This is a genomic window from Clostridium sp. CS1-1, assembly GCF_056135525.1.
Map to the genome: position 1 here is coordinate 4511682 of NZ_CM148680.1, position 23630 is coordinate 4535311.

Consider the following 23630-nt stretch of genomic DNA (forward strand, 5'->3'; position numbering starts at 1 on the left):
ATAAAATAGCTTTTTTTCAACGTTTCTTCTAATATAGTTATCTCCTGCCTTTCATCAGACAGGAGATAACCTCTACTAAGATCTATATTTCTAAAGATTCTGCTGCTAAAACATCAATATTGCTATCTATCTGTAGAGTTGAACTATTTTCATTTATTATGGCAATTTCCAATACTTCCTTTATATTTTTAACTTGTATAACCTCTACTCCTTCTAATCTTGAAAAACTATCTTGCCAATTTTCACTTGGTATTATTACAGTTTTAGCTCCAGCTTTTTTTGCAGCTTGAACTTTTGCATTTACACCACCTATTGGTTTAACTTCTCCATGTATTGATAGCTCACCAGTCATTGCAACTTCATTGTTAACAGGAATATTTTTTATGGCACTGTAGACTGCTGTAGCTATACTTATTCCAGCAGAAGGTCCATCTACTGGAGCACCTCCAGAAAAGTTTATATGTATATCATAATCATCGCAGTTTAAATTAAATAACTTTTCGATTACAGTTATTACATTTTCCACAGAACACCTTGCCGTACTTTTTCTTATCATTTTCCTATTTTGATTGCTAATTTCTTCTTCATCTATTATTCCTGTTATTCTTATATTCCCTTTCCTTAATGTAACCTTTTTAGCTGTAGCCTCAACTTCCATTACTGCTCCCATATTTGCTCCATAAACAGCTAAACCATTAACATATCCAACTGTTGGTTTTTCGTTAATCATTTTTTCTGGCCTTGGAGAATATTGCCCATTTTCAATTACCCACTCCACATCACTTACAGTTATTTCACTTCTCTCCTCATTTAATGCTATCCCAGCCGCAAGTTGAATTAGGTTTACCACGTCCCTCCCATTTTGTGAATATCTTCCAACTAATTCACATGCCTTTTCACCTATTGTAAATTCTATTTTTTCTACTGCATTTCTAGCTATTATCTGGATTTCTTCTGGAAGAAGGGTTCTAAAAAATATCTCTACACATCTTGATCTTAAAGCAGGAGTAATTTCTTCTGGATTCCTTGTTGTTGCTCCTACTAACCTAAAATCAGCAGGAAGACCATTATCGAAAATATCTTTTATGTATGTAGGCATATTATCATCAGATGAATTGTAGTAAGAACTATCTAAAAAAACCTTTCTATCTTCCAGTACCTTTAATAGTTTATTCATTTCAATAGGATGAAGCTCCCCTATTTCATCAATAAATAGTACACCACCATGGGCCTTAGTAACAGCCCCTGCTTTAGGCTGTGGTATTCCTGCAACTCCTAGTTGACCTGCACCCTGATATATAGGGTCATGTACTGAACCGATAAGTGGATCTGCTATTCCTCTATCATCAAACCTTATTGTAGTAGCATCAATTTCTATAAACTTTGAGTTATCATTAAAAGGTGAATGCTCTCTTTTCTTAGCATATTCTAATACTAGTCTAGCGGCTGCCGTTTTACCAATTCCAGGTGGTCCATATATTATTACATGCTGAGGATTAGGTCCACATAAAGCGGCCTGAAGGGCTTTTATTCCTTTCTCTTGACCTATTATTTCATCAAAGGCCGCTGGTCTACTCTTTTCTGTAAGAGGTTCCGTTAATTTTATCTCTCTTAGCTTTTTAAGCTTCTCCATTTCTTTTCTATTTTCTTTATCTATTACTATTCTTCTTGATTGCTGACCTTTCAATGCATTAAAAAAATATAACCCCATAAAAACAGTTACAACAAATTGAATAATCATCCAAGTATACATCATATTCTAAAACCTCCCTCCAAAGTTCCCTGTAACACGTATATTTTATTACTGTATTATTATGTACATCTTTTATTGATGATATTCTAATTATTAACATCCATACAGAAAATAAGAAAATTATACTAAAAAATCAAAAGTTGAGAACCAAGGATTAACTCTTAACACTTTAAAATATTCTTATAAAATTTTATATTAATTAGCATAAAGCAAAAAAGGGTACTGCTATAATAGCAGTACCCTTTTTACTTTATGCTGATTCTGAACCTTTTCTAGTCCTAGACTTTTTAACCTTTAACGGTGTTCTCTTTTCACCTTCAGCTTTAATAAGTTCTGGTTCCTTAGTAGTAATAGTGTCTTTATTTACAATTACCTTCGCTATTTCTTCTCTAGAAGGGATATCAAACATGATATTCTTCATAGCATCTTCTATAATTGCTCTAAGACCTCTTGCACCTGTGTTTCTCTTCAACGCCTCATCAGCAATACCTTCCAACGCTTCATCAGTAAATTCCAATTCAACATTATCAATTTCAAAAAGTTTTTTGTATTGTTTTACGAGAGCATTTTTAGGTTCCTTTAATATACTTATAAGTGCTTTTCTATCTAGCGCCTCAAGAGTTACAACTATAGGAAGTCTTCCAACAAACTCAGGAATAAGTCCAAATTTTAGAAGATCTCCTGGCATTATGTCTTTTAGAAGTACCCCAACATCTTTCTCTTTTTTCGATTGTATTTCGGCGCCGAATCCCAGTGTACTTATTCTTGTTCTATTTTCAATTATTCTATCTATACCATCAAAAGCACCACCGCAAATAAATAAAATATTAGTTGTATTTATTTGTATAAACTCTTGATGCGGATGTTTCCTTCCACCTTGTGGTGGAACTGAGGCAACAGTACCCTCAAGTATTTTTAACAATGCTTGCTGAACCCCTTCTCCAGACACATCTCTTGTTATAGAAGGATTTTCTGACTTTCTGGCTATTTTATCTATTTCATCAATATAAACTATTCCTCTTTCAGCTCTTTCAATATCATAGTCAGCATTTTGAATAAGCTTTAAAAGTATATTCTCAACATCTTCTCCAACATAACCAGCTTCAGTTAAAGTTGTTGCGTCGGCAATAGCAAACGGAACATTTAAGAACTTAGCTAAGGTTTGAGCTAGAAGAGTCTTTCCAGACCCTGTAGGTCCTAATAAAAGAATATTACTTTTCTGTAGTTCTACATCATCACTATTAGCATTTGAATTTATTCTCTTATAATGATTATAAACTGCTACTGCTAAGGATTTTTTCGCATCATCTTGCCCAATTACATATTGATCAAGATAACCCTTTATATCCATAGGTTTTGGAAGTGAACTCATATCTACTTGAACATCTTCTTCAAATTCATCAGTTATTATTTCAGAGCAAAGTTCTATACATTCATCACAAATATATACTCCTGGCCCTGCTATCAATCTCCTAACTTGATCTTGAGTTTTGCCGCAGAATGAACATTTTAGTTGTTTTTTTTCATCTATTTTGGCCATCTCTACACCTCTCTAAAGGGTTATTTCTTTTTTATGACAACTTCATCAATTAAACCATAGTTTTTAGCTTCCTCTGCTGACATAAAGTTATCTCTATCTGTATCTTTCTCAATCCTATCTAATGGTTGACCTGTTCTCTCACTTAATATAGTATTTAAGTTTTTCTTTATTTTTAGTATTCTTTCTGCATGGATTCCTATATCAGTTGCCTGACCTTTAAATCCACCAAGTGGTTGATGTATCATTATTTCTGCATTCGGAAGTGCAAGTCTCTTTCCTTTTGCACCTGCAGCAAGTAAGAATGCCCCCATAGAAGCAGCCATTCCTATACATATAGTTGATACATCTGGTTTAATATACTGCATTGTATCATAAATCGCCATTCCGGCTGTTATTGATCCTCCTGGGCTATTTATGTATAGATATATATCTTTATCAGGATCCTCTGCCTCTAGGAACAATAATTGAGCCACTACAAGACTAGCAGTAACATCGTTAACCTCTTCACCTAACATTACTATTCTATCTTTTAAAAGTCTAGAATAGATATCATAGGATCTTTCCCCTCTGTTAGTTTGTTCAACGACTACTGGTACTAAACTCATAAATCTCTCCTCCTTTTTTATAATCACATAAGTGATTTTACCCATTTAAGAATTTTTTATATCAACCTATATAAGGATGAAACCCCAATATTCTCTAATTTTAAAATTAATTGCCAGAATAGCTTCTGGCAATTAACCTCTTTATATATTCTATGCTGTTGCTTTGCTGTTATCCACTAACATTTTAATTACTTTTTCATTTACCACATCTAATTTTAAGTAATTATTTTGAGATTGAGCAATTAGTTTAGCAGTGTTCTCAAGATCTTTAGTTCCATATTGCTTTGCCATTTCTGTAGCTCTAGCTAAAATTTCTTCTTCTGTAGCTTCTATATTTTCTACTTTTGCTATTTCTTCAACTACTAAATCTGTTTTTACTCTCTTCTCAGCTGTTTCTCTCATATATTCTCTAACTTTTTCTTCAGTATTATTTGTGTACTGATAGTATGTTTGAAGATCTAAGCCTTGGTATTGTAGTCTCATTTCTAAGTCTTTAAGCATAGTGTCTATTTCTTTATCAATCATTACTGATGGAATTTCCATTTTTGCATTTCCACAAACTATATCGAGAACTGCTTCTTCATATTCTCTTTTTGCTCTCAACTCATTTGCTTCTTCCATTTTCTTTCTTATGTCTGCTTTTAATTCTTCTATAGTATCAAATTCTGAAACTTCTTTTGCAAATTCATCATCTAATGCTGGTAACTCTTTTTTCTTTATGTCTTTAACAGTAACTTTGAAAAGAGCTTCCTTACCATTTAAATCTTCTCTACCATATTCTTCCGGGAATGTTACAACAACATCCTTTTCATCATCTTTGTTTAAACCTATCAATTGATCTTCAAAGTTACCTATGAAAGTACCTGATCCAATTTCTAATTGATAATCTTTTCCTTCTCCACCTTCAAAAGCAACATCGCCTACAAATCCTTTGAAGTCTATTACAGCGATATTTCCTTTTTCTATAGCTCCATCTTCTTTACTTTCAACTCTTGCATTTTTCTCTTGCATTGACTTTAGTTCATTTTCAATTTCTTCATTTTTAACTTCATATACAGGTTTTTTTACTTCTAATCCTTTGTACTCTCCAAGTTGTACTTCTGGAACAACAGTAACTGTTGCTGTATATATGAATTCCTTACCATTTCCTACTTGAACTATATCAATTGCAGGATAATCAACTGGCTTTATGTTATATTCCTTTAGAGCCTCTGGATATGTATCATCACAACAGAAATTTATAGCATCTTCATAAAATACGCCTTCTCCATAATGCTTCTTTATTATATTCATTGGAGCCTTGCCTTTTCTGAAGCCTGGTATGTTAAATTGCTTTGCATTCTTAGCAAATGCCTTTTTCATAGCCTCTGTAAATTTCTCTGCCTCAACTGTTATTTCTAACTTCACTACATTAGTTTCTATTTTTTCCATTTTTGCGTTCATTATTCTATTCCTCCTAATCAACCGTGCTTATGTTAACCATATTATTATAACATATATTTTAAGCTATTAACATATGTTACTTAATCTTATATAATTTTTACAATACACTAAAATTTTTATCAATATAGATTAAAATTTCTGTATTAATAATTATATACCAGAAAATATAACTTTTACAATTACTTTTTCATTTCTCAATGCAACTATGCAAAAAATTCTTTGAAGCTATTAATTCATTATAATCTAAATAATTATCTCTATAAACTTCAATAATTCCAACTTTATTATAACCTATTTCCTTTAATTTACAAGATATTTTTTTATAATCTACATCACCTTTTCCTGGTAATAAACAAATATTATCTTTATCTCTATCATTTATATGAAAATTGACTATACTTCCACCCATACAATCTATATATATCTCTGGGTCTATTCCTGCCTTATATGCTTGTTTTATATCTAATGTAAAATAAATAGGATACTGACAATTTTCCTTTAGCATACTTAGAAAATTAATTTCTGCAGACATACACCATGAAACATTTTCCTGGGCAAGCTTTATCCCTTCTTCTTCTGCAGTATATGTTAATCTATTATATACATCAGTCACGAATTTCTTAGATATAGCGTTTAAAGCTTGGTATCTCATTCCATGAAAAGTGTAGCAATCTGCCCCTAACATTTTTGCAGCCTTACAAATTCTTTTGAAGTACACATACATATCATCTCTTCTTCTTTCATAACTATCAAAAAGAAAAGGTTCAAAAGAGGAAGAGAAACCATGCACAGAATGAATATGAAAGTTGTGCTTATTTTTTTCTTCTAAAAGCACTTTTATAAAATCTTCTTCATATTCACTAGGACTGTTTAAAAATATCTCTCCGCTTTCAAACCCTAAATTTTTCATTAAAGCTATACTCTCTTCGGTTTTAACATTTGGATAAAAACTAGCTGATGATAAACCTATTTTCATTAAATCCTCCTAAATCAAAATAGTAAAATACCCTATTCGCTGATGCTGCCATCAGCAGTTAGAAAAACAGTTCTTCCATCTACATTTATAGTAAGTCCTCTATCAGTTAAATTATCTAACTTCAATTCTTCTCCCTCTATCCCCTGTACAAAGGTATGAGTTTTTTCTTTTAAATTTTCAATCCAAATATACTTGGTAGTTTTTCCAATCCAAGGTAATTGACTTATGTATGCAATATTATCTTCATTTATAAATTTCGGGGACGAACACCAAATATATTTAGAGTCTGCTGATAACTGATCATTCTTGGTTATAACAGTACCGCTTGTTGATGTATACTGAGGGTTAGTCATATCTTGTTTGTTTCCACTTATATCTAATAGGATTATGCTTTGTACTTTATCGTCGTATATAACTATACTCTTACCTGAAGGGCTAACATTATATACTATCTTTTTCTCCATAGGAATTACTTCTTTAAATACTTTGTCATTATTTTTAACTTCATATACTGCAGTTACAGTTTCCCCATTGCTTAGCTGAATGTCATACCCTTGTTTATTCTGCTCCTTTTTTTGTTGACTATCTTCTACCTTTTTAGAACTTTCCATACTCGGACTCTTTACTTCAGTACTTTTAACATTCTCCTTGTCTGCCGCAATATTACTCTTTAATTTATCCATATCCTTACTTAAATTCTTAAACGTTCCTTTCATGGAAATTGCCACAAACATGATTATAATAAGTGATATGCAAACTCCGAAAATAATCCTATTTCTCCTTTTTCTCATTTGCTTTTCATAATCTCTGCTAAATATACTTGGCTTTACCAACGCTTACTCCTCCTATACAAGTACTTAAATATACGTATTAAAATAGTTCTATATAGTTCCTTTATATCAATAAATCCTTTAATAAATAACTTATTTCCATTAATTCATTATTTATTATAACTCAAAAGCATAAAAAATAGTAATATTTTTTAGAAAAGATAAAATTATTATCAATTTACATTTATATAATAAATACAAGGCTTCTAGATATTAATTTTCATATTTTATAAATTTGTATTTATAAAAAAAACTCAAGTCCGTAGACTTGAGCCAAGATAAATATAAAGATAAAAATCAAATAAGTATTTCGGGAAAAATACTCAGCTATAAATCTATTTAAAAATTTGTAGCTAACACTACTTAATGTTTCTGCTGCCTGGTTTAATATAAGGCTGTCCAATTTTACAAAGAGGGCAATCTTCTTTTTCATAGCTTTGTATAGAAAGCTTAACAGCACTATACACAGGGTAGGGAAAGTTAACTTCAGCCCCTCTCCTATCAACCAAACAACATACTCCAACCACTTCTCCACCTTGAGCCTCTATAACTTTAGCAACCTCAAGAGAAGATTTTCCTGTGGTTACAACATCTTCAGATATTATAACCTTCTGTCCTTTTTTTAATTCAAAACCTCTTCTAATTGTCATGTTTCCATCTTGTCTTTCGGCAAATATGCCCGGCTTTCCAGTTTGTCTTGCTAATTCATAGGAAACCAATATCCCACCCATAGCTGGACCAACTATTATATCGAAATCTATATCATTAAGCTTTTGTGCTACTATCTTTAAAACCCTTTCTGCTTGATTAGGGTACTGTAGAAGTTTTGCACATTGGCAGTATTTATCACTATGTCTTCCTGAGGACAATAGAAAGTGTCCCTCTAATAATGCACCTGTTTCTTTTAAGATATCTATAATAAAATCATCTGTATTTTCCATATCATTTACCTCCATAGCTTTTTTAATTGGAGATGTTCTCCTTAATTAATCTATATAATTCCTCTAATTTCACTTAAATCTTTAATACCTTCTTGTTTCATGTACCTTTCTATTCCATCTATAATATTTAAACAAATATCTGGTTTAATAAAGTTTGCTGTACCTATCTGAACCGCATAAGCACCTGCCATTATAAATTCTATAGCATCCTCAAAGGAGCATATTCCACCTAATCCTATCACTGGAATATCAACTGTCCTCGATACTTCATATACCATTCTGAGGGCCATAGGTTTTATAGCAGGACCAGACAATCCAGCTACTACATTGTTAAATACAGGCTGTCTTCTTTTTATATCTATTGCCATACCTTTAAAAGTATTTACGAGAGACAAAGCGTTGGCTCCTGCCTCACAGCATTTGTATGCCATATCAACAATATCTTCTGCATTGGGTGAAAGCTTTACTATCAATGGCTTATTGCATACCATTCTTACTTCTTTAACTACCTCATAAGCTACTTCTGACTTTATACCAAATGCTACTCCTCCTGATTTTACATTAGGACAGGATATATTAAGTTCTAGCATGTCAATTTCCGATTTATCTAACTTTTCAACAGCTTTTATATATTCTTCAATAGTTCCTCCACCTAAGTTAGCTATAACCACTGTATTAAGCTTCTTCATTTTAGGAAGTTCATTATTTATAAAGCAATCTACTCCAGGATTTTGGAGGCCAACACTGTTTAACATGCCACTCTTAGTTTCATGAACTCTTATACCGTCGTTCCCTTCCTTTGGGTTCAACGTAAGACCTTTTGAACTTATCCCTCCAAGTTTAGATACATCATAAAAATCACCATACTCCTCACCAAAACCAAATGTTCCCGATGCAGCAATAATCGGATTTTTAAACTTAACTCCACATATATTAACTTCAAGCATTGATTGTATCCTCCTTGTATGTGATAACTATCACCTTGTCTTTGTCTTTAATATCTAACATATAAATTTTATATATTAACCTAATATTATATCTTCCCCCAAAAATACTGGTCCGTTTTTGCAGGTTCGTTTATTACCATACTTTGTTTTGCAAGTACAAACAAGACATGCACCAACCCCACAAGCCATATGCTTTTCCATGGAAACATATAAAGGTATTTTTTTATCATTACACATCTTAATTACTTTATTCATCATAATTTCCGGTCCGCAACATAGCACCACATCATAAAGCGCAGGATTAAACAAATCTGTTACATACCCTTTATGACCTTCAACTCCACTTTCTGTTGATATCTTTATATCCTTAACAAACTCTTTAAATTTATCTAAAGTATATGTTTTATCTCTAAAGCCAGTATAAACAGTAATATCACAATGTTTTAAGTTCTTTACAGTGTATAGCATTGGCGCTATCCCAATTCCTCCTGCCACTATTGCAACTTTCCCATTTATACTCTCTGTATCAAAGCCATTTCCTAATGGTCCCATAATACTAAGTTCATCTCCGTATTTTAACTTGCTTAAAGCCTTAGTACCTTCTCCGCTTATCTGATATAAAAAACTTATCCTCTCATCATCTAAGTAATGTATACTTATAGGTCTTGGTAAAATAAGCTCTCTATTTAAAGATTTCAGCATATAAAACTGTCCTGGATTTCCAATAAATTTACCTTTTATATTTAACATAAATAGCCCATCAGCTATTTGGATATTTTCATAAACTATTTCAGTTCTGTAACTTGGCCTCATATTGTTCATAAGTATTAATCCATCCTTATAATAGGTATTTTTATAAACAGAGTTCTTAGTGTCTTTGACACTTAGAAATCGTTATCCAGGGACGTAGCCGCTCTTTACCCCACTTTCACAGAGTGCGTGGAGTATTAGAGCGGGTAGTCATCGGATAAGTTTCTATTTCAACCACAGATCTATATCTAAATTCATGTCTTTATCTATAATATAGAGGTGAAATCTACAATACTTTTACTTCTCTAAGTATTTCTTCTTTCATTCTTAGAGCTTCTTCTCTTGCGTAATCTCCGTATCGTTTTTCAGCCTCTTCTTTTCCTTTGTATGCTAGGAGAATACCTCTGGATGAGTTAACTACTCCACCATTACCATCCTTTAAATACATCGCAACATCTTTAGCTGTTCCTCCCTGTGCACCATAGCCAGGTATTAAGAAGAACGTCTTATCTAAACTATTTCTAAGTTTTTTTCCTTCATCAACATGAGTACATCCAACGACGCCACCTAAAGAACTGTAACCATAACTTCCTAGATACTTTTCACCTAGTTGACATATTTTTTTACCCACTACCTCGTAAACCTTCTCCTTATTTTCTGTACCTATATATTGTATGTCTTTCGCACCTTTATTCGAAGTTCTTATTAGTATGAATATTCCTTTTTCATTATTCTTAACATAGGTTAAGTATGGATCTATCCCATCTAATCCCATATAAGGACTTAAAGTAACAAAATCACTTTCAAAGTCACCTTCAAAATGCGCTTTTGCATACATTTCAGCAGTCTTAGATATGTCTCCTCTTTTTATATCTGCAATAACTATATGTTTCAAATCCCTTATATACTTAAGAGTTCTCTTATAAGCATTAAGGCCTTTAAGTCCTAAAGCTTCATAATATGCTATTTGTACTTTATAACAAGAAACAATATCTATTGTAGAATCTATTATTGTTTTATTGTATTGAAAAATGGCATCTTCAACTGAATTATACTTATCTAATATTGCCTTTGGCAAATATTCAACTGCAGTATCTAATCCAATACATACATGTCCATTTTTTTGAACACTTTCATATAATCTATCTATTATCAACTTAAGCACCTCACTCGTTACTACTTATTCAAATACAATTCTTCCACCTTTTATTGTCTTCAAAACCATTCCATAAACCTTCATTCCATCAAACGGGGTATTCTTCCCCTTAGATTTGAAACTTTCTGAAGATATTTCATACTGCTTATCTGTATCTAAAAGTACTAAATCACCATCATATCCTATTTTTATTTCTCCTTTTTTAACTCTCATAATTTGCGCAGGATTCTTGGACATTATTTCAGAAAGCTTATTTAAGCTTATATATCCATCCTTAACTAATTTTGTATAACAGATTGAGAAAGAGGTTTCTATACCCGATATTCCCGGCGCTTTATTCTTTTTATCTTCAAGAGTATGTGGTGCGTGGTCTGTACCTATAGCATCAACCCAACCATCTTTAATAGCATTAATTATAAAATCCACATCTTCTTTTGTTCTAATAGGTGGGTTAACAGCATAATCATTATCTATAAGTGATAAGTGATGCGGTGCTACTTCACAGGTTATACTTTCGCCTTCTTTCTTAGCTTTTATCACATATTCCATTGACTCTTTAGTACTAACATGTGCCATATGAGCCTGACACCCAGTAAATTGAGCCAAAGTAATATTTCTCCATGTCATAATGTTTTCTGCTAATCTTGTGTCAGTATCTGATAGCGAATGCTCTTCACAATGACACATTACTGTAATTCCTTTTTCTTTTGCCTTTAACATAGCATTAATCATAACCTTGCTGTCAGTTACATCTTTTCCATCTTCAGATATCATTGTCACCTTTGAATCTAATTTATCTAAGTGACTTATACTATTTCCATCAAAGTTGTTAGTAATAGATACAACCTGATGTATGTCTATAAGGCCCACTTCTTTTCCTCTATCTAATACATAGTTTACTGTTTCCATGCTGCTACATACCGGATTTGTATTTGCCATAAGATTTACCATAGTGTATCCGCCTCTTACAGCAGCACAACTTCCACTTTGAACATCTTCCTTATAAGTAAATCCTGGTTCTCTAAAATGTGCATGTAAATCTATAAATGAAGGCATAACTGTCAATCCTTTTGCTGTTATAGTTTTACAGTCTTTGTTTAAACTTTTTCCTATTTCATAAATTACACCATTACATATATAGATGTCTCCAATAAAGTCTTGTGACCAATCGATTATTCTTGCTTTTTTTATTAGTAACTCCATATCCATCACCCTTTCACTTAAGCTGTAAATTCTAAATAAATATATATTCTTAGTTTAGGGTTCATCAGATATATCTAAAGCCTTATATAACTCATCACAATACTTACACTTATATTCTCTACTTTCTTCCTCTATAAGATTAAATACATGCGGTATATTTCTCTCTATTGAAGTGATACATCTTGGATTTTTACACTCTATTACATTTTCTACTTTTTCTGGCAGCCTCAGGTTGATTTTTTCCCTTATAGCTCCATTTTCTATAATATCTATTGTTATGTTAGGGTCAATAAATCCTAATACAGTGAAATCTAACTCCAATTCATTTTCTATTTTTATTATATCTTTTCTACCGAGCTTTGGACTCTCAGCATTCATTATTAGTGCTACTGAGTAATTCACTTTATCTAACCCTAGGTAATTGAATATCTTTAGCCCATGTCCAGCTTTTATATGATCAATTACAATTCCATTTTTTATACTATTTATTGTTAACATAGTTTCTTCCCCCTTCAATATCTACTATTTAGCCCCCAAAAGTTTAGCTATTAGTGCCATTCTTACATACATACCATATTGTACTTGCTTAAAGTAACATGCTCTTGGATCTGTATCTAAATCGTAAGATATCTCATTTACCCTTGGGAGAGGGTGAAGAACTATCATATTTTTTGATGCTTTTTCCATCTTATGTTTATCTAATACATAAATATCCTTAAGTCTTACATAGTCATCTTCATTAAAAAATCTTTCCCTTTGAACTCTTGTCATGTAAAGTACATCTAATTCCCCAATAATATCCTCTAATCTTTCTACCTGCCTAAATTCGACATTTTCAGCCTTTAACTCTTTACTTATATACTCAGGAATTCTTAATTCGTTCGGAGATATTAGTATGAACCTATTATTTTTATATCTTGTCATAGATTTTATTAAAGAATGAACAGTTCTTCCGAATTTTAAATCTCCACAACATCCTATGACTAGGTTTTCTAGGGTGCCTTTCAAGGACTTTATGGTTAGAAGATCCGCAAGCGTTTGCGTTGGATGTTGATGACTTCCATCGCCAGCATTTATTATCGGCTTTTCCGAATGCATTGCTGCAACTCTTGGTGCACCTTCTTTCGGATGTCTCATTGCTATAATATCAGCATAACAAGCCACTGTTCTTATAGTATCTGCCACACTTTCCCCTTTAGTAACTGAACTTGAATTAGGTTCTGAAAAGCCTATAACTTTTCCACCAAGTCTTAACATTGCAGACTCAAAACTAAGTCTTGTCCTAGTACTAGGTTCATAAAATAGTGTAGCCAGTATCTTGTTCTCACAAATATGTGAAAACTCTCCTGGATTCATAATAATTTGATTTGATAACTCGAATATTTCATCAAGTTCTTCTATGGAGAAATCCATAGGTTCTATTAAATGCCTTCCTTCTAGCATTATACATTCCTCCTTCTTAGCATCTCAGTGCTAAATTTAAAGGTATAAAAAAAGCCTTCCCTTTAGGGAAGGCATGAATATACTAATACACTGCATAACAAATAGAACTCACATTCACAGCCTTCCTAGTCTCACAGGACTAGTTTAAAGGTTTCGATATAAAACTTATTCAATTTTGTTGTTTTAATAATATCATAAAGCTGCAGTAAAGTCAACGACTATTTTACTGTTTTTGACATCAATGCTGCTCCTATAGCTCCTGCATACCTGCCTAACCTATTAGTTTCTACTGATTCACCTAGCTTTTCTGATAACTTTTTAACTATATATTTGTTTTCACTCAAACCACCAGTTAGAAAATAAACAAAGTTATCTGAGTGCTTTTGACATAAACTTTTAACTTTACTTACGATTGAATCTACTACACCATAAGCTATATCTTCTCTTTTCTTACCATTTCCAATTAAGCTTATTACTTCTGATTCAGCAAACACAGTACACATAGAACTTATACTAACCGCAGTCCCTTCTTGTGCTTTTTCACATAACTCTACAATATCAAAACCTAAAGTATTTGCCATTAGTTCTAAAAATCGACCTGTTCCTGCGGCACATTTATCATTCATTGTAAAGTTTGTCACATTTCCACCTTGCACAGTTATTACCTTAGTATCTTGTCCGCCTATATCTATTACTGTACATTCCTTGCCCAAAAGATAATATGCTCCTTTTCCATGACAAGTTATCTCTGTTAGGGTTTTATCCGCATAAGGAACAGATACTCTGCCATACCCCGTAGCAACTATTCTAGAATTATCCTTATTTATTCCTAATTCACTCAGCCTTTCTTTTATCTCTCCCGCAGTCTTAACACTACTCCATCCAGTAGGAAGAACAAATGTATTTATAATCTCTTCCTCTTTAAAAATACAAACTTTCGATGCAGTTGAACCTATATCAATTCCTACATAAAACATTGTCATTTCACCTCTAATAATCTAAATAAGGATTTAACACTTTTTTATTCACAGAATGGAATCCTAAACTATTCACATTGTGATTATTAATTATGCCCTCTATTCTCTCTTCATCCTCTTTGTTATACATTATGGATATTCCACAGCATACCGAAAGCTCTCTCGGAGTAGGCACAATTGTATACTTTATTTTCTCATCCTTCAGCAATGATTCTAACTTTATCCCCTCTGTATGAGATGGAAAAAGTATGTAATGTCTTATTTGTTCCATGTTATCACCCTTGTTTCACTTTTTATAAACACCCTGAAAATTAGGCTGCACGCCAAGTATAACTTAATAATTGCAGCCTTTGTAGGACTCCAATCTTAAAAATTACTTTACATAAAAGAAGATACTACCAATTATAAAGCACATTTAAATACTTTTATTAGTCTTAGCTTTTTCCTGTAGTCGGCTTTAGACGAATTAAAAAATATTTATGGCGCAGAAGAATCAGTAATATCTCCGGAGGTAAGACTAGTTTCTAAATTGGATTCCTAAAATTCTAAATCATTTCTAAAAACGCTTCTACTCTTGTCTTGATTTGTCCTGAATCTTCAGTAGAGTAATCTGTTTCTATATGAATAATAGGTATATTATTTTCTTTTAAGCTCTTTTCCACTGAACCATGTTCAACAGCATAAGTATGACAGAAAGATAGGTTGCAATCTATTACTCCGTCAACACCGTACTCTTTTGAGTATCTGATAATATCATCTATTCTTCCATGATTTGGCGTAAAGCAAGCACAGTTTATATTTAGGTATCTATCTGCAAGATTTTTAATTAATTCATCTATAGTTTCGCCTTCTTCAGATACCTCATTCTCAAAATATCTTGTTCCTGTACATGTTTCCTCAACAACTACCTCTGCGTTTAAGCTCTCAATTATTGAATGAAGCTTCCAGTTAGGTACTGCCATCGGTGTTCCTGTTATTAGAATTCTTTTTTTATTACTATCTTTAATGTTTTTTACTTTTTCATCAAGTTCATCACAAAGCTCATTTAATTTTTCTACAAATCTATGTGGATCATCATAAAATGCAATTTGTGATATTAAAAGGGCATCTAATCCGCTTATTGGTGATGGCTTGTGCTTTCTAAAGTTATATAATCTTTTTAGAGCTTTTCTCTTAGCATTAGCAAGCTTAATCGCATCTTTAAGGCTTCCTACAGTAATCTTATTACCTGTAAGTTCCTCCATCTTAGCTATAACATCTTTAATTTCTTCTCCCCATGCTTTATAATCTTTTTCCCTCTTCATTTGAGGTAAATCCATGACATGCACAGGAACATATTCATCTAATAATTCCCAAGCTTTTTTCTTTCCATCGCAGGTAGTCTCTCCAATTACCATATCACAAGATTGGAAATAAGGGCATGTCCCTCCTACCTTAGCACCCATAAAAGCTTTTATAAGAGGACACATATTTCTTGGAAGAACCTTTTCTCCATCTTCAATCCAAAATTGTGAACCAGCGCAAAGGCCTACTCCAATGGCTTTTGATGCAAGTATTACTTCATCTGGTACAAAAACACAAAATGTACCTACAACTTTTCCCCCATTTTGCTTATGTTCATCTAATTCTTGTATTCTAAGTCCATGTACTTCTGATATAACAAAGTTGAAGTAATTCATACCTTCTGGTCTATCTTCTTGATTTAAATATGTTGCACCATAAAGTTCTGGCAACACAGCGCACAACTTATCATGCTTTTCTAAATCCATTCCTAAGTCTGTCCATAGCTTTCTATAATCTCCCATTGTTATCCCTCCATTTTTTTCATACAGTATAATTTTAACATAACAATGGTTTAAAACGTTATTCGGATCTATTATGGTACAATATACATCTATTACTTAAACAAATAGTTATGCATAAAGATAAATGCCAGTACAAAAGTACTGGCATTTATCCAAAAATCTTATTAATATAATTTATTTAATTTTTATGAGAAACCTATTTAAATATTATATATGTACCTCTAATACATAACCTTTATCTCTTAAGCTTTTAACTATTTGCTCACCATGTTCTTGAGATTGAGCTGTAACTTCTAAACATACATCTGCAAAGTCAAGTCCTTTTTCATTCCAGTTATTATTTTGTCTTACTGTAACAACGTTTCCACCCATTGAACCAACTTCTGATATTAAAGCACCTAATGTTCCTGCTTTATCTTGAAGTTCAACAGTAAGTCTTATTCTTCTCTTTAAAAGAACTAATTCTCTTTCTATTATTTTAGCAGCTGTAGCTATATCTACATTTCCACCACTAACTAATGCTACTACGTTTTTACCTTCGATTCCACTTATTTTACCAGCTAATAGAGCAGCTGTTGGTGTAGCTCCTGCGCCTTCAGTTACTAACTTATTTCTTTCCATTAGTGAGAACATACCAAACGCTATATCATCTTCACTAACAGTAACAACTTCATCTACATATTTTTGTATATACTTGAAGCACTGATCTCCTGGTGTGCTAACAGAAATACCATCTGCAAGAGACTTAGCACCCGGTAAAGTCACAACTTCACCTTTTTCTAATGAAGGTATAATTGGAGCTACTATTTCTGGTTGAACTCCGATTATTCTTATTGAAGGTTTTATAGTCTTAGCAGCTGTTGCAATACCAGCTATTAGTCCACCACCACCGATTGGAAGTACAATTACATCAGCATCTGGTAATTCTTCTAGTATTTCAAGACCGATTGTTCCTTGTCCTGCCATTACATCTACGTCATTAAATGGATGTAGGAATGTTGCTCCTGTTTCTTTTTGTACTTCTACAGCTTTAGCATAACACTCATCGTATACTTGTCCAGCTTGAATAACTTCAGCACCGTAACCTCTAGTAGCGTTAACCTTAGCTTGTGGAGCAGTTGCAGGCATAACAATTGTTGCCTTAACACCAAATGATGTTGCTGCATAAGCAACTCCTTGAGCATGATTTCCCGCTGAAGAAGCTATAACTCCTCTTTGTTTCTCTTCTTCTGTTAAACTAACAACTTTATTATAAGCTCCTCTTAATTTAAAAGATCCAGTTTTTTGCTTATTTTCACACTTTAAATATAAGTTACAACCGCATTGTTTTGAAAAAGTGCTTGTATAAAATAACGGAGTTTTTCTTGCTACACCTTTAATATTCTCTTGTGCTTTTTTGATTCTTTCTAAATTTAATTCCATAACCAGTTCCCCCTAATTCACTAATAATATATGCATTATCTGAAAAAGATAATTACTTTCAAAACTCAATATGTTATGAATTAAACCCTTCAAAGTTCTTAATTCATAAACAAGGTAACCAAAACTTGATCAAACCTACAATATTTTACAATAAACCTATTCAATAAACGTTTACAAGTATACATCAAATACCAATATATGATAAATTATGTACAAATTGATTAGGTTTTTAACCGATAAAATATCTATAGGAAATTTTATGATATTTTATTTAAATTAGCTAACTAACTTTCGATATTATTTTAACACATTTATATAATTTGTACAATTTATATTTATCTTAAATTCGCCGCTTTTTTCAAGGATTCTATATAAATATTAAGTTTTATTATCATTATTATGCAATTATTATTTCATAATAGAAAAATCATGGAACATTACTTCCATGATTCTACAATATACACTATTCACTATTTAAATATATATATTTGTCTAGGCTCATACCCCATATTTTTAAACTTTGAATATAAAAACTCCACTTTGTTAATCCTTACCTTTATCACATTTATCATAGCAGGAAAAAAATTCAATTGATCATTGCTAATACCACTAATATTCAAGATATCAGCATATTCGCTGCTATTATAATCAACAATAGACGCAACTCCTTTTATTTGCATTCCTGCAAGTTTCATCATATTTTCATATTTATCATATATTGATATAGAAACCTTATTATTTAGAAGTATGTTTGCAAATTTCTCTCCACCCTCCGTAATAATATATATATATCCCCTTTCATAATTATATTCAATTGGTGTACCTCTTACTTCTCCGGCTGCTGAAGTACACAGAGTACATGTATTATGGCAGTACAAAAACTCCTCTATAGTCTTAAATAGTAACCTTGTAGGAATAGTCCTAATAAAGTTCTCCTTTATTCTTTTCACTTCTAATGAAAAATCTATAACCTCTCGTATATTCCCCATATCTATATTAATTAGTGGAATGTTATTCTTTTGGTAAAAACGTTCTATTACGGAATAGTCTTGTTTTGTTAATGTATCTAATTCAAGTTTTCCACCTAATACCTTGGAGCAGATAGAATTATTTCCTAATATATTGGTCATTTGTTTTATATAATCTTCTCCCCTATTTATAGAAAGGCAGTTACAAAATACTGCAACAAGTTTGTTTTTTAACCAACCGGAGTTATCTATTAAAAACTGCAAAATTTTATCGTTGACCTTTTCTTCATATATAGGTGAACCTATAACAAAACACTCAAAATCTTTATAAGCATCTTTAAAATCATCTATCTTGCAGCATCTTGCTGGACCTAATATCAATGCCATATTTTTCACTATATTCTCTGTCGACCCATACCTACTTTCATAAAGTATAAGCGTCCTTTGCATTTTATATCCTCCACCCAAACAATATTACTTTATATATTATATAAACGCTATGTTGAATAAATGTTTATATAATATATTTATTTAAATTAATATAAAATCTCTCATTCTTATTTGGAAACAAGAATACAAAGAAGCTAAATTCTTTATAATAAAAAAAGACATTGCAGTTTATAACTACAATGTCATATATATCATTTTAATTTATATAATGCTTCTATTAATTCTAATACTGGCACGCCCAGCAGGATTCGAACCTGCGACCTCTGGATTCGAAGTCCATCACTCTATCCAACTGAGCTATGGGCGCTCATAGGATACCAGTGTATTTACTTCAGCTAATTATGCTTAATCTATACTATATGTAATATCGCTTAAAATACAAATGGAGCGGGTGAAGGGAATCGAACCCTCGTAACTAGCTTGGAAGGCTAGCACTCTACCATTGAGTTACACCCGCAGATATAAAACATCAAAATCTATGATTTTGTTATGTTTTAATCCTCCTCAAGCATTGAGGAGTTTCATTAATTGGAGCGGAAGATGGGATTCGAACCCACGACGTTCACCTTGGCAAGGTGACGCTCTACCACTGAGCCACTCCCGCAGATATAAAACATCAAAATCTACGATTTTGTTATGTTTTAGTTCTTCTCAATAAATTGAGAAATGTCATTTTAATTGGTGCAGGTGAAGGGAGTCGAACCCCCATGCCTAAGGCGCTAGATCCTAAGTCTAGTGCGTCTGCCAATTCCGCCACACCTGCAAATTAATTGGTGGCTTACCGGGGAATCGAACCCCGGACACCATGATTAAAAGTCATGTGCTCTACCGACTGAGCTAGTAAACCGTATGTTATGTAATAACTGGGGTGAACGATGGGATTCGAACCCACGACAACCAGAATCACAATCTGGCGCTCTACCAACTGAACTACGTCCACCATGTTGGTGGGTCATCGGGGACTCGAACCCCGGGCACCCTGATTAAGAGTCAGGTGCTCTACCAACTGAGCTAATAACCCACATTTTTTATTGGTGCGTCTTAAGGGATTCGAACCCCTGGCACACGCCTTAGAAGGGCGTTGCTCTATCCAACTGAGCTAAAGACGCATATAATGGAGCGGGTGAAGGGAATCGAACCCTCGTAACTAGCTTGGAAGGCTAGCACTCTACCATTGAGTTACACCCGCATATTTGCTGGTCGGGGTGACAGGGATTGAACCTGCGACCTCATGGTCCCAAACCACGCGCGCTCCCATCTGCGCCACACCCCGTTATTTGGTGGGTCATCGGGGACTCGAACCCCGGGCACCCTGATTAAGAGTCAGGTGCTCTACCAACTGAGCTAATAACCCACATTTTTATTGGTGCGTCTTAAGGGATTCGAACCCCTGGCACACGCCTTAGAAGGGCGTTGCTCTATCCAACTGAGCTAAAGACGCATATAATGGAGCGGGTGAAGGGAATCGAACCCTCGTAACTAGCTTGGAAGGCTAGCACTCTACCATTGAGTTACACCCGCATGTTATTGGAGCGGAAGATGGGATTCGAACCCACGACGTTCACCTTGGCAAGGTGACGCTCTACCACTGAGCCACTCCCGCAGATATAAAACATCAAAATCTACGATTTTGTTATGTTTTAGTTCTTCTCAATAAATTGAGAAATGTCATTTTAATTGGTGCAGGTGAAGGGAGTCGAACCCCCATGCCTAAGGCGCTAGATCCTAAGTCTAGTGCGTCTGCCAATTCCGCCACACCTGCAAATTAATTGGTGGCTTACCGGGGAATCGAACCCCGGACACCATGATTAAAAGTCATGTGCTCTACCGACTGAGCTAGTAAACCAAAATGGCTGGGATAGCAGGATTCGAACCTACGAATACCAGAGTCAAAGTCTGGTGCCTTACCGCTTGGCGATATCCCAATATGTGGGGTGAACGATGGGATTTGAACCCACGACAACCAGAATCACAATCTGGCGCTCTGCCAACTGAACTACGTCCACCATGTATGGTGCGTCTTAAGGGATTCGAACCCCTGGCACACGCCTTAGAAGGGCGTTGCTCTATCCAACTGAGCTAAAGACGCATATGTTGGAGCGGGTGAAGGGAATCGAACCCTCGTAACTAGCTTGGAAGGCTAGCACTCTACCATTGAGTTACACCCGCATATTTGCTGGTCGGGGTGACAGGGATTGAACCTGCGACCTCATGGTCCCAAACCACGCGCGCTCCCATCTGCGCCACACCCCGGCATTATATCCAACATTTTCACTTTTACAAACAATGGTCGGGGTGACAGGGATTGAACCTGCGACCTCATGGTCCCAAACCACGCGCGCTCCCATCTGCGCCACACCCCGATATTCAGGAATTATCCTGAATTCATTTCGTCGTTGTTACTAACTCCTGACGACATAGATTATTTTACACGATATATTTATATTCGTCAACACTTATTTTATTTTTTTTTTGTTTTTTTATTCTAAATCCCCTTAATGCTTGGATTTATCTTGCCATCTTGTATTTTAATAGTGGCAACACTATTGAACCCATCCCTTGATAAAGCTGGACTTCCTGGATTTACGAACCATATCCCATCCTCGTAGGCAATTTTAGATACATGCGTGTGCCCAAACAGAACTATGTCAGCTTCTAACTCTAATGCCTTATATCTCAATCTAGATAAATCATACTTTACATCATATCTATGTCCATGAGTCATAAACACTTTCTTCCCAGCTATGGTTTCAAGTCTTTCTCCAGGTGCATCTACAGCAAAATCACAATTGCCTTTAATACTTATAATCTCACCTTTGTAATACTTGGCAATCTCTTTAACATCTTGAACATTATCTCCCAAATGGATAATAATACTTGACTCTTCTAATTTCTTTAATGCGTTTTCAATAACCCATGTATATCTATGTGTATCACTTATTACCCCTATTAACAACTTTACCCCTCCATCATAAGTTATCCAATTCCTCTTATTACTTTACTAAATCATAAGTTCTCTAATTTTTTCTTCTACTTTCTTTAAAGCTTTCGCTCTATGACTAATAGTGTTCTTTAGTTTAGAATCCATTTCTGCAAAGGTAGTTTTATACTCTGGAACATAAAATAACGGATCATATCCAAATCCATTTTCTCCTCTTTCTTTATCCAGAATTAGCCCTTCAATCGACCCTTCAACCTTTATAACATTATCTGAATCTAATATTAACACCATCGCACATATGAACTTTCCAGTTCTTTCTGCAATACTTTTACCCTCTAATAGGCTTAATAACTTTTCATTATTCTTTTTATCATTTCCATGCTCTCCAGCAAACCTCGCTGAGTAAACTCCTGGTGCTCCTCCTAGGCAATCAACAGTTAATCCCGAATCATCAGCTAGCACCATAGAGTTATCAAGCATCTTGTATATTTCATTAGCCTTTATAAAAGCATTTTCAATAAATGTATCTCCATTTTCTTCTACATCTACATCTATTCCCGCTTCTTTTAGGGATACTATTTCTATTGGGTATTTAGAAAGTATTTCTTTTATTTCTTTTATTTTTTTAAAATTATTACTCGCTACAATTAACCTTTTCATTTTCTATCTCCTGTTCCAATCCAAAGTGAATCCATTTTCAAACTTTCTTTCTGAACTTGAATCATATGCTTTGCGCCTTTTTCTGCTAAGTTTAACAAATCGTTTAAATCTGCCCTTGAGAAAGGACTTTGTTCACCAGTTCCTTGTACTTCTATGAATTCTCCTGAACTTGTCATAACTACGTTCATATCTACCTTTGCGCGAGAATCCTCTTCATAACATAAATCTAACATTTTTATATTATCTACAATACCTACACTTACAGCACTTACAAAATCTCTAATAGGATATATTGTAAAAGGAGATTTCTTGTGTAACTTGTTAACAGCATCTACTAATGCAACAAATGCGCCAGAAATAGATGCAGTTCTAGTTCCTCCATCAGCTTGTATTACATCACAATCTATCCATATAGTTTTTTCTCCAACAGCTTTCAAATCAACTACGGATCTTAGTGCTCTACCTATTAACCTCTGAATCTCCATGGTCCTTCCATCCATTTTACCTTTAGTTATATCCCTAACCTTTCTTACTTGTGTAGCTCTAGGTATCATATTATATTCACAGGTTATCCAGCCTTCCCCCTTTCCTTTCAAGAAAGGTGGCACCTTTTCTTCTATAGATGCGGTGCAGATTACCTTAGTATCCCCAGTTTCTATCAAAACTGATCCTTCTGCATACTTAGTATAATTTCTTGTTATTCTTATACTCCTATTTTGATCATTTTTTCTACCATTACTTCTCATCTTCTACCTCCAAAAGAAATCAAATCATAATATTTCTTACTTTTATATAATTATTGTACAATATTGTTTTAGCA

At 33.6% G+C, this 23630-nt stretch carries 21 protein-coding genes and 22 tRNA genes; all 43 read right to left on the reverse strand.

The annotated features are described in order from the left end of the window. Positions 1-82: 82 nt before the first annotated feature. Entirely contained in the window at positions 83-1756 is a 1674-nt protein-coding gene (gene lonB, locus AC0N0V_RS21325) for an ATP-dependent protease LonB (protein ID WP_474460909.1), read from the reverse strand. Positions 1757-2003: 247 nt separating this feature from the next. After that, positions 2004-3293, reverse strand: coding sequence for an ATP-dependent Clp protease ATP-binding subunit ClpX (clpX, locus tag AC0N0V_RS21330; protein WP_474460910.1), 1290 nt, complete (start codon positions 3291-3293; stop codon positions 2004-2006). Positions 3294-3313: 20 nt separating this feature from the next. Then, positions 3314-3898 (reverse strand): ATP-dependent Clp endopeptidase proteolytic subunit ClpP, encoded by a 585-nt coding sequence (gene clpP / locus AC0N0V_RS21335; protein WP_474460911.1) that lies wholly within the window; start codon positions 3896-3898, stop codon positions 3314-3316. Between the two features lie 150 nt (positions 3899-4048). Further along, positions 4049-5341 (reverse strand): trigger factor, encoded by a 1293-nt coding sequence (gene tig, locus AC0N0V_RS21340; RefSeq protein WP_474460913.1) that lies wholly within the window; start codon positions 5339-5341, stop codon positions 4049-4051. 187 nt (positions 5342-5528) lie between these two features. Continuing rightward, positions 5529-6317, reverse strand: a complete 789-nt coding sequence (locus tag AC0N0V_RS21345; protein WP_474460914.1) for a sugar phosphate isomerase/epimerase family protein — start codon at positions 6315-6317, stop codon at positions 5529-5531. A gap of 32 nt (positions 6318-6349) precedes the next feature. Beyond that, a complete protein-coding gene (locus tag AC0N0V_RS21350) occupies positions 6350-7150 on the reverse strand; it encodes a hypothetical protein (RefSeq protein WP_474460915.1) in 801 nt (266 codons plus the stop codon). Positions 7151-7506: 356 nt separating this feature from the next. Then, positions 7507-8088 (reverse strand): orotate phosphoribosyltransferase, encoded by a 582-nt coding sequence (pyrE, locus tag AC0N0V_RS21355; RefSeq protein WP_474460916.1) that lies wholly within the window; start codon positions 8086-8088, stop codon positions 7507-7509. Between the two features lie 50 nt (positions 8089-8138). Continuing rightward, the gene (locus AC0N0V_RS21360; RefSeq protein WP_474460917.1) at positions 8139-9035 is read right to left on the reverse strand and encodes a dihydroorotate dehydrogenase; all 897 of its coding nucleotides are present in this window, start codon (positions 9033-9035) and stop codon (positions 8139-8141) included. Between the two features lie 75 nt (positions 9036-9110). Continuing rightward, positions 9111-9848, reverse strand: a complete 738-nt coding sequence (locus tag AC0N0V_RS21365; RefSeq protein ID WP_474464606.1) for a dihydroorotate dehydrogenase electron transfer subunit — start codon at positions 9846-9848, stop codon at positions 9111-9113. A 223-nt stretch (positions 9849-10071) separates the two neighbouring features. Next, positions 10072-10941 (reverse strand): orotidine-5'-phosphate decarboxylase, encoded by an 870-nt coding sequence (gene pyrF / locus AC0N0V_RS21370; protein WP_474464607.1) that lies wholly within the window; start codon positions 10939-10941, stop codon positions 10072-10074. A 24-nt stretch (positions 10942-10965) separates the two neighbouring features. After that, positions 10966-12144 carry a dihydroorotase gene (locus AC0N0V_RS21375; protein ID WP_474460919.1) on the reverse strand — a complete coding sequence of 393 codons (1179 nt, stop codon included), beginning with the start codon at positions 12142-12144 and terminating at the stop codon, positions 10966-10968. Between the two features lie 54 nt (positions 12145-12198). Further along, positions 12199-12642: an aspartate carbamoyltransferase regulatory subunit gene (locus AC0N0V_RS21380; RefSeq protein WP_474460920.1), complete on the reverse strand. Its 444-nt coding sequence runs from the start codon at positions 12640-12642 to the stop codon at positions 12199-12201. A 24-nt stretch (positions 12643-12666) separates the two neighbouring features. Beyond that, positions 12667-13587, reverse strand: a complete 921-nt coding sequence (gene pyrB, locus AC0N0V_RS21385) for an aspartate carbamoyltransferase (protein WP_474460921.1) — start codon at positions 13585-13587, stop codon at positions 12667-12669. A 218-nt stretch (positions 13588-13805) separates the two neighbouring features. Further along, positions 13806-14564: an acyl-CoA dehydratase activase gene (locus AC0N0V_RS21390; RefSeq protein ID WP_474460922.1), complete on the reverse strand. Its 759-nt coding sequence runs from the start codon at positions 14562-14564 to the stop codon at positions 13806-13808. A gap of 13 nt (positions 14565-14577) precedes the next feature. Then, entirely contained in the window at positions 14578-14835 is a 258-nt protein-coding gene (locus AC0N0V_RS21395) for a putative Se/S carrier protein (RefSeq protein WP_474460923.1), read from the reverse strand. Positions 14836-15109: 274 nt separating this feature from the next. Then, entirely contained in the window at positions 15110-16369 is a 1260-nt protein-coding gene (locus AC0N0V_RS21400) for a double-cubane-cluster-containing anaerobic reductase (RefSeq protein WP_474460924.1), read from the reverse strand. A gap of 207 nt (positions 16370-16576) precedes the next feature. Then, positions 16577-17791: a threonine ammonia-lyase gene (ilvA, locus tag AC0N0V_RS21405; protein ID WP_474460925.1), complete on the reverse strand. Its 1215-nt coding sequence runs from the start codon at positions 17789-17791 to the stop codon at positions 16577-16579. 470 nt (positions 17792-18261) lie between these two features. Further along, complete coding sequence (locus tag AC0N0V_RS21410) at positions 18262-19209, reverse strand: flavodoxin domain-containing protein (RefSeq protein WP_474460926.1); 948 nt, start codon at positions 19207-19209, stop codon at positions 18262-18264. Between the two features lie 230 nt (positions 19210-19439). Further along, positions 19440-19516: transfer RNA gene (locus AC0N0V_RS21415), tRNA-Arg, on the reverse strand. 76 nt (positions 19517-19592) lie between these two features. Next, positions 19593-19666 (reverse strand) — tRNA-Gly (locus AC0N0V_RS21420). Positions 19667-19738: 72 nt separating this feature from the next. After that, positions 19739-19813, reverse strand: a tRNA-Gly gene (locus AC0N0V_RS21425). Between the two features lie 75 nt (positions 19814-19888). Beyond that, positions 19889-19972: transfer RNA gene (locus AC0N0V_RS21430), tRNA-Leu, on the reverse strand. 8 nt (positions 19973-19980) lie between these two features. Continuing rightward, a tRNA-Lys gene (locus AC0N0V_RS21435) sits at positions 19981-20056 on the reverse strand. A 17-nt stretch (positions 20057-20073) separates the two neighbouring features. Continuing rightward, positions 20074-20149, reverse strand: a tRNA-His gene (locus AC0N0V_RS21440). Between the two features lie 5 nt (positions 20150-20154). Next, positions 20155-20230: transfer RNA gene (locus AC0N0V_RS21445), tRNA-Lys, on the reverse strand. Positions 20231-20241: 11 nt separating this feature from the next. After that, a tRNA-Arg gene (locus tag AC0N0V_RS21450) sits at positions 20242-20318 on the reverse strand. 6 nt (positions 20319-20324) lie between these two features. After that, positions 20325-20398: transfer RNA gene (locus AC0N0V_RS21455), tRNA-Gly, on the reverse strand. Between the two features lie 8 nt (positions 20399-20406). Further along, a tRNA-Pro gene (locus AC0N0V_RS21460) sits at positions 20407-20482 on the reverse strand. Between the two features lie 5 nt (positions 20483-20487). Continuing rightward, a tRNA-Lys gene (locus tag AC0N0V_RS21465) sits at positions 20488-20563 on the reverse strand. A gap of 10 nt (positions 20564-20573) precedes the next feature. Continuing rightward, positions 20574-20650, reverse strand: a tRNA-Arg gene (locus AC0N0V_RS21470). A 6-nt stretch (positions 20651-20656) separates the two neighbouring features. Beyond that, positions 20657-20730, reverse strand: a tRNA-Gly gene (locus AC0N0V_RS21475). A gap of 7 nt (positions 20731-20737) precedes the next feature. Then, a tRNA-Gly gene (locus AC0N0V_RS21480) sits at positions 20738-20812 on the reverse strand. A 75-nt stretch (positions 20813-20887) separates the two neighbouring features. Beyond that, positions 20888-20971: transfer RNA gene (locus AC0N0V_RS21485), tRNA-Leu, on the reverse strand. Positions 20972-20979: 8 nt separating this feature from the next. After that, positions 20980-21055, reverse strand: a tRNA-Lys gene (locus AC0N0V_RS21490). A 4-nt stretch (positions 21056-21059) separates the two neighbouring features. Further along, a tRNA-Gln gene (locus AC0N0V_RS21495) sits at positions 21060-21134 on the reverse strand. A 5-nt stretch (positions 21135-21139) separates the two neighbouring features. Then, a tRNA-His gene (locus AC0N0V_RS21500) sits at positions 21140-21215 on the reverse strand. Positions 21216-21221: 6 nt separating this feature from the next. Continuing rightward, positions 21222-21298, reverse strand: a tRNA-Arg gene (locus AC0N0V_RS21505). Between the two features lie 6 nt (positions 21299-21304). Continuing rightward, positions 21305-21378, reverse strand: a tRNA-Gly gene (locus AC0N0V_RS21510). Positions 21379-21386: 8 nt separating this feature from the next. Continuing rightward, positions 21387-21462: transfer RNA gene (locus AC0N0V_RS21515), tRNA-Pro, on the reverse strand. Positions 21463-21496: 34 nt separating this feature from the next. After that, a tRNA-Pro gene (locus tag AC0N0V_RS21520) sits at positions 21497-21572 on the reverse strand. A gap of 122 nt (positions 21573-21694) precedes the next feature. Continuing rightward, entirely contained in the window at positions 21695-22165 is a 471-nt protein-coding gene (locus AC0N0V_RS21525; RefSeq protein WP_474460927.1) for a metallophosphoesterase, read from the reverse strand. Between the two features lie 45 nt (positions 22166-22210). Beyond that, positions 22211-22810, reverse strand: a complete 600-nt coding sequence (locus AC0N0V_RS21530) for an XTP/dITP diphosphatase (protein WP_474460928.1) — start codon at positions 22808-22810, stop codon at positions 22211-22213. Then, positions 22807-23556, reverse strand: a complete 750-nt coding sequence (rph, locus tag AC0N0V_RS21535) for a ribonuclease PH (RefSeq protein ID WP_474460930.1) — start codon at positions 23554-23556, stop codon at positions 22807-22809. Before rph ends, AC0N0V_RS21530 begins: the two co-directional genes overlap by 4 nt. Positions 23557-23630 lie beyond the last annotated feature (74 nt).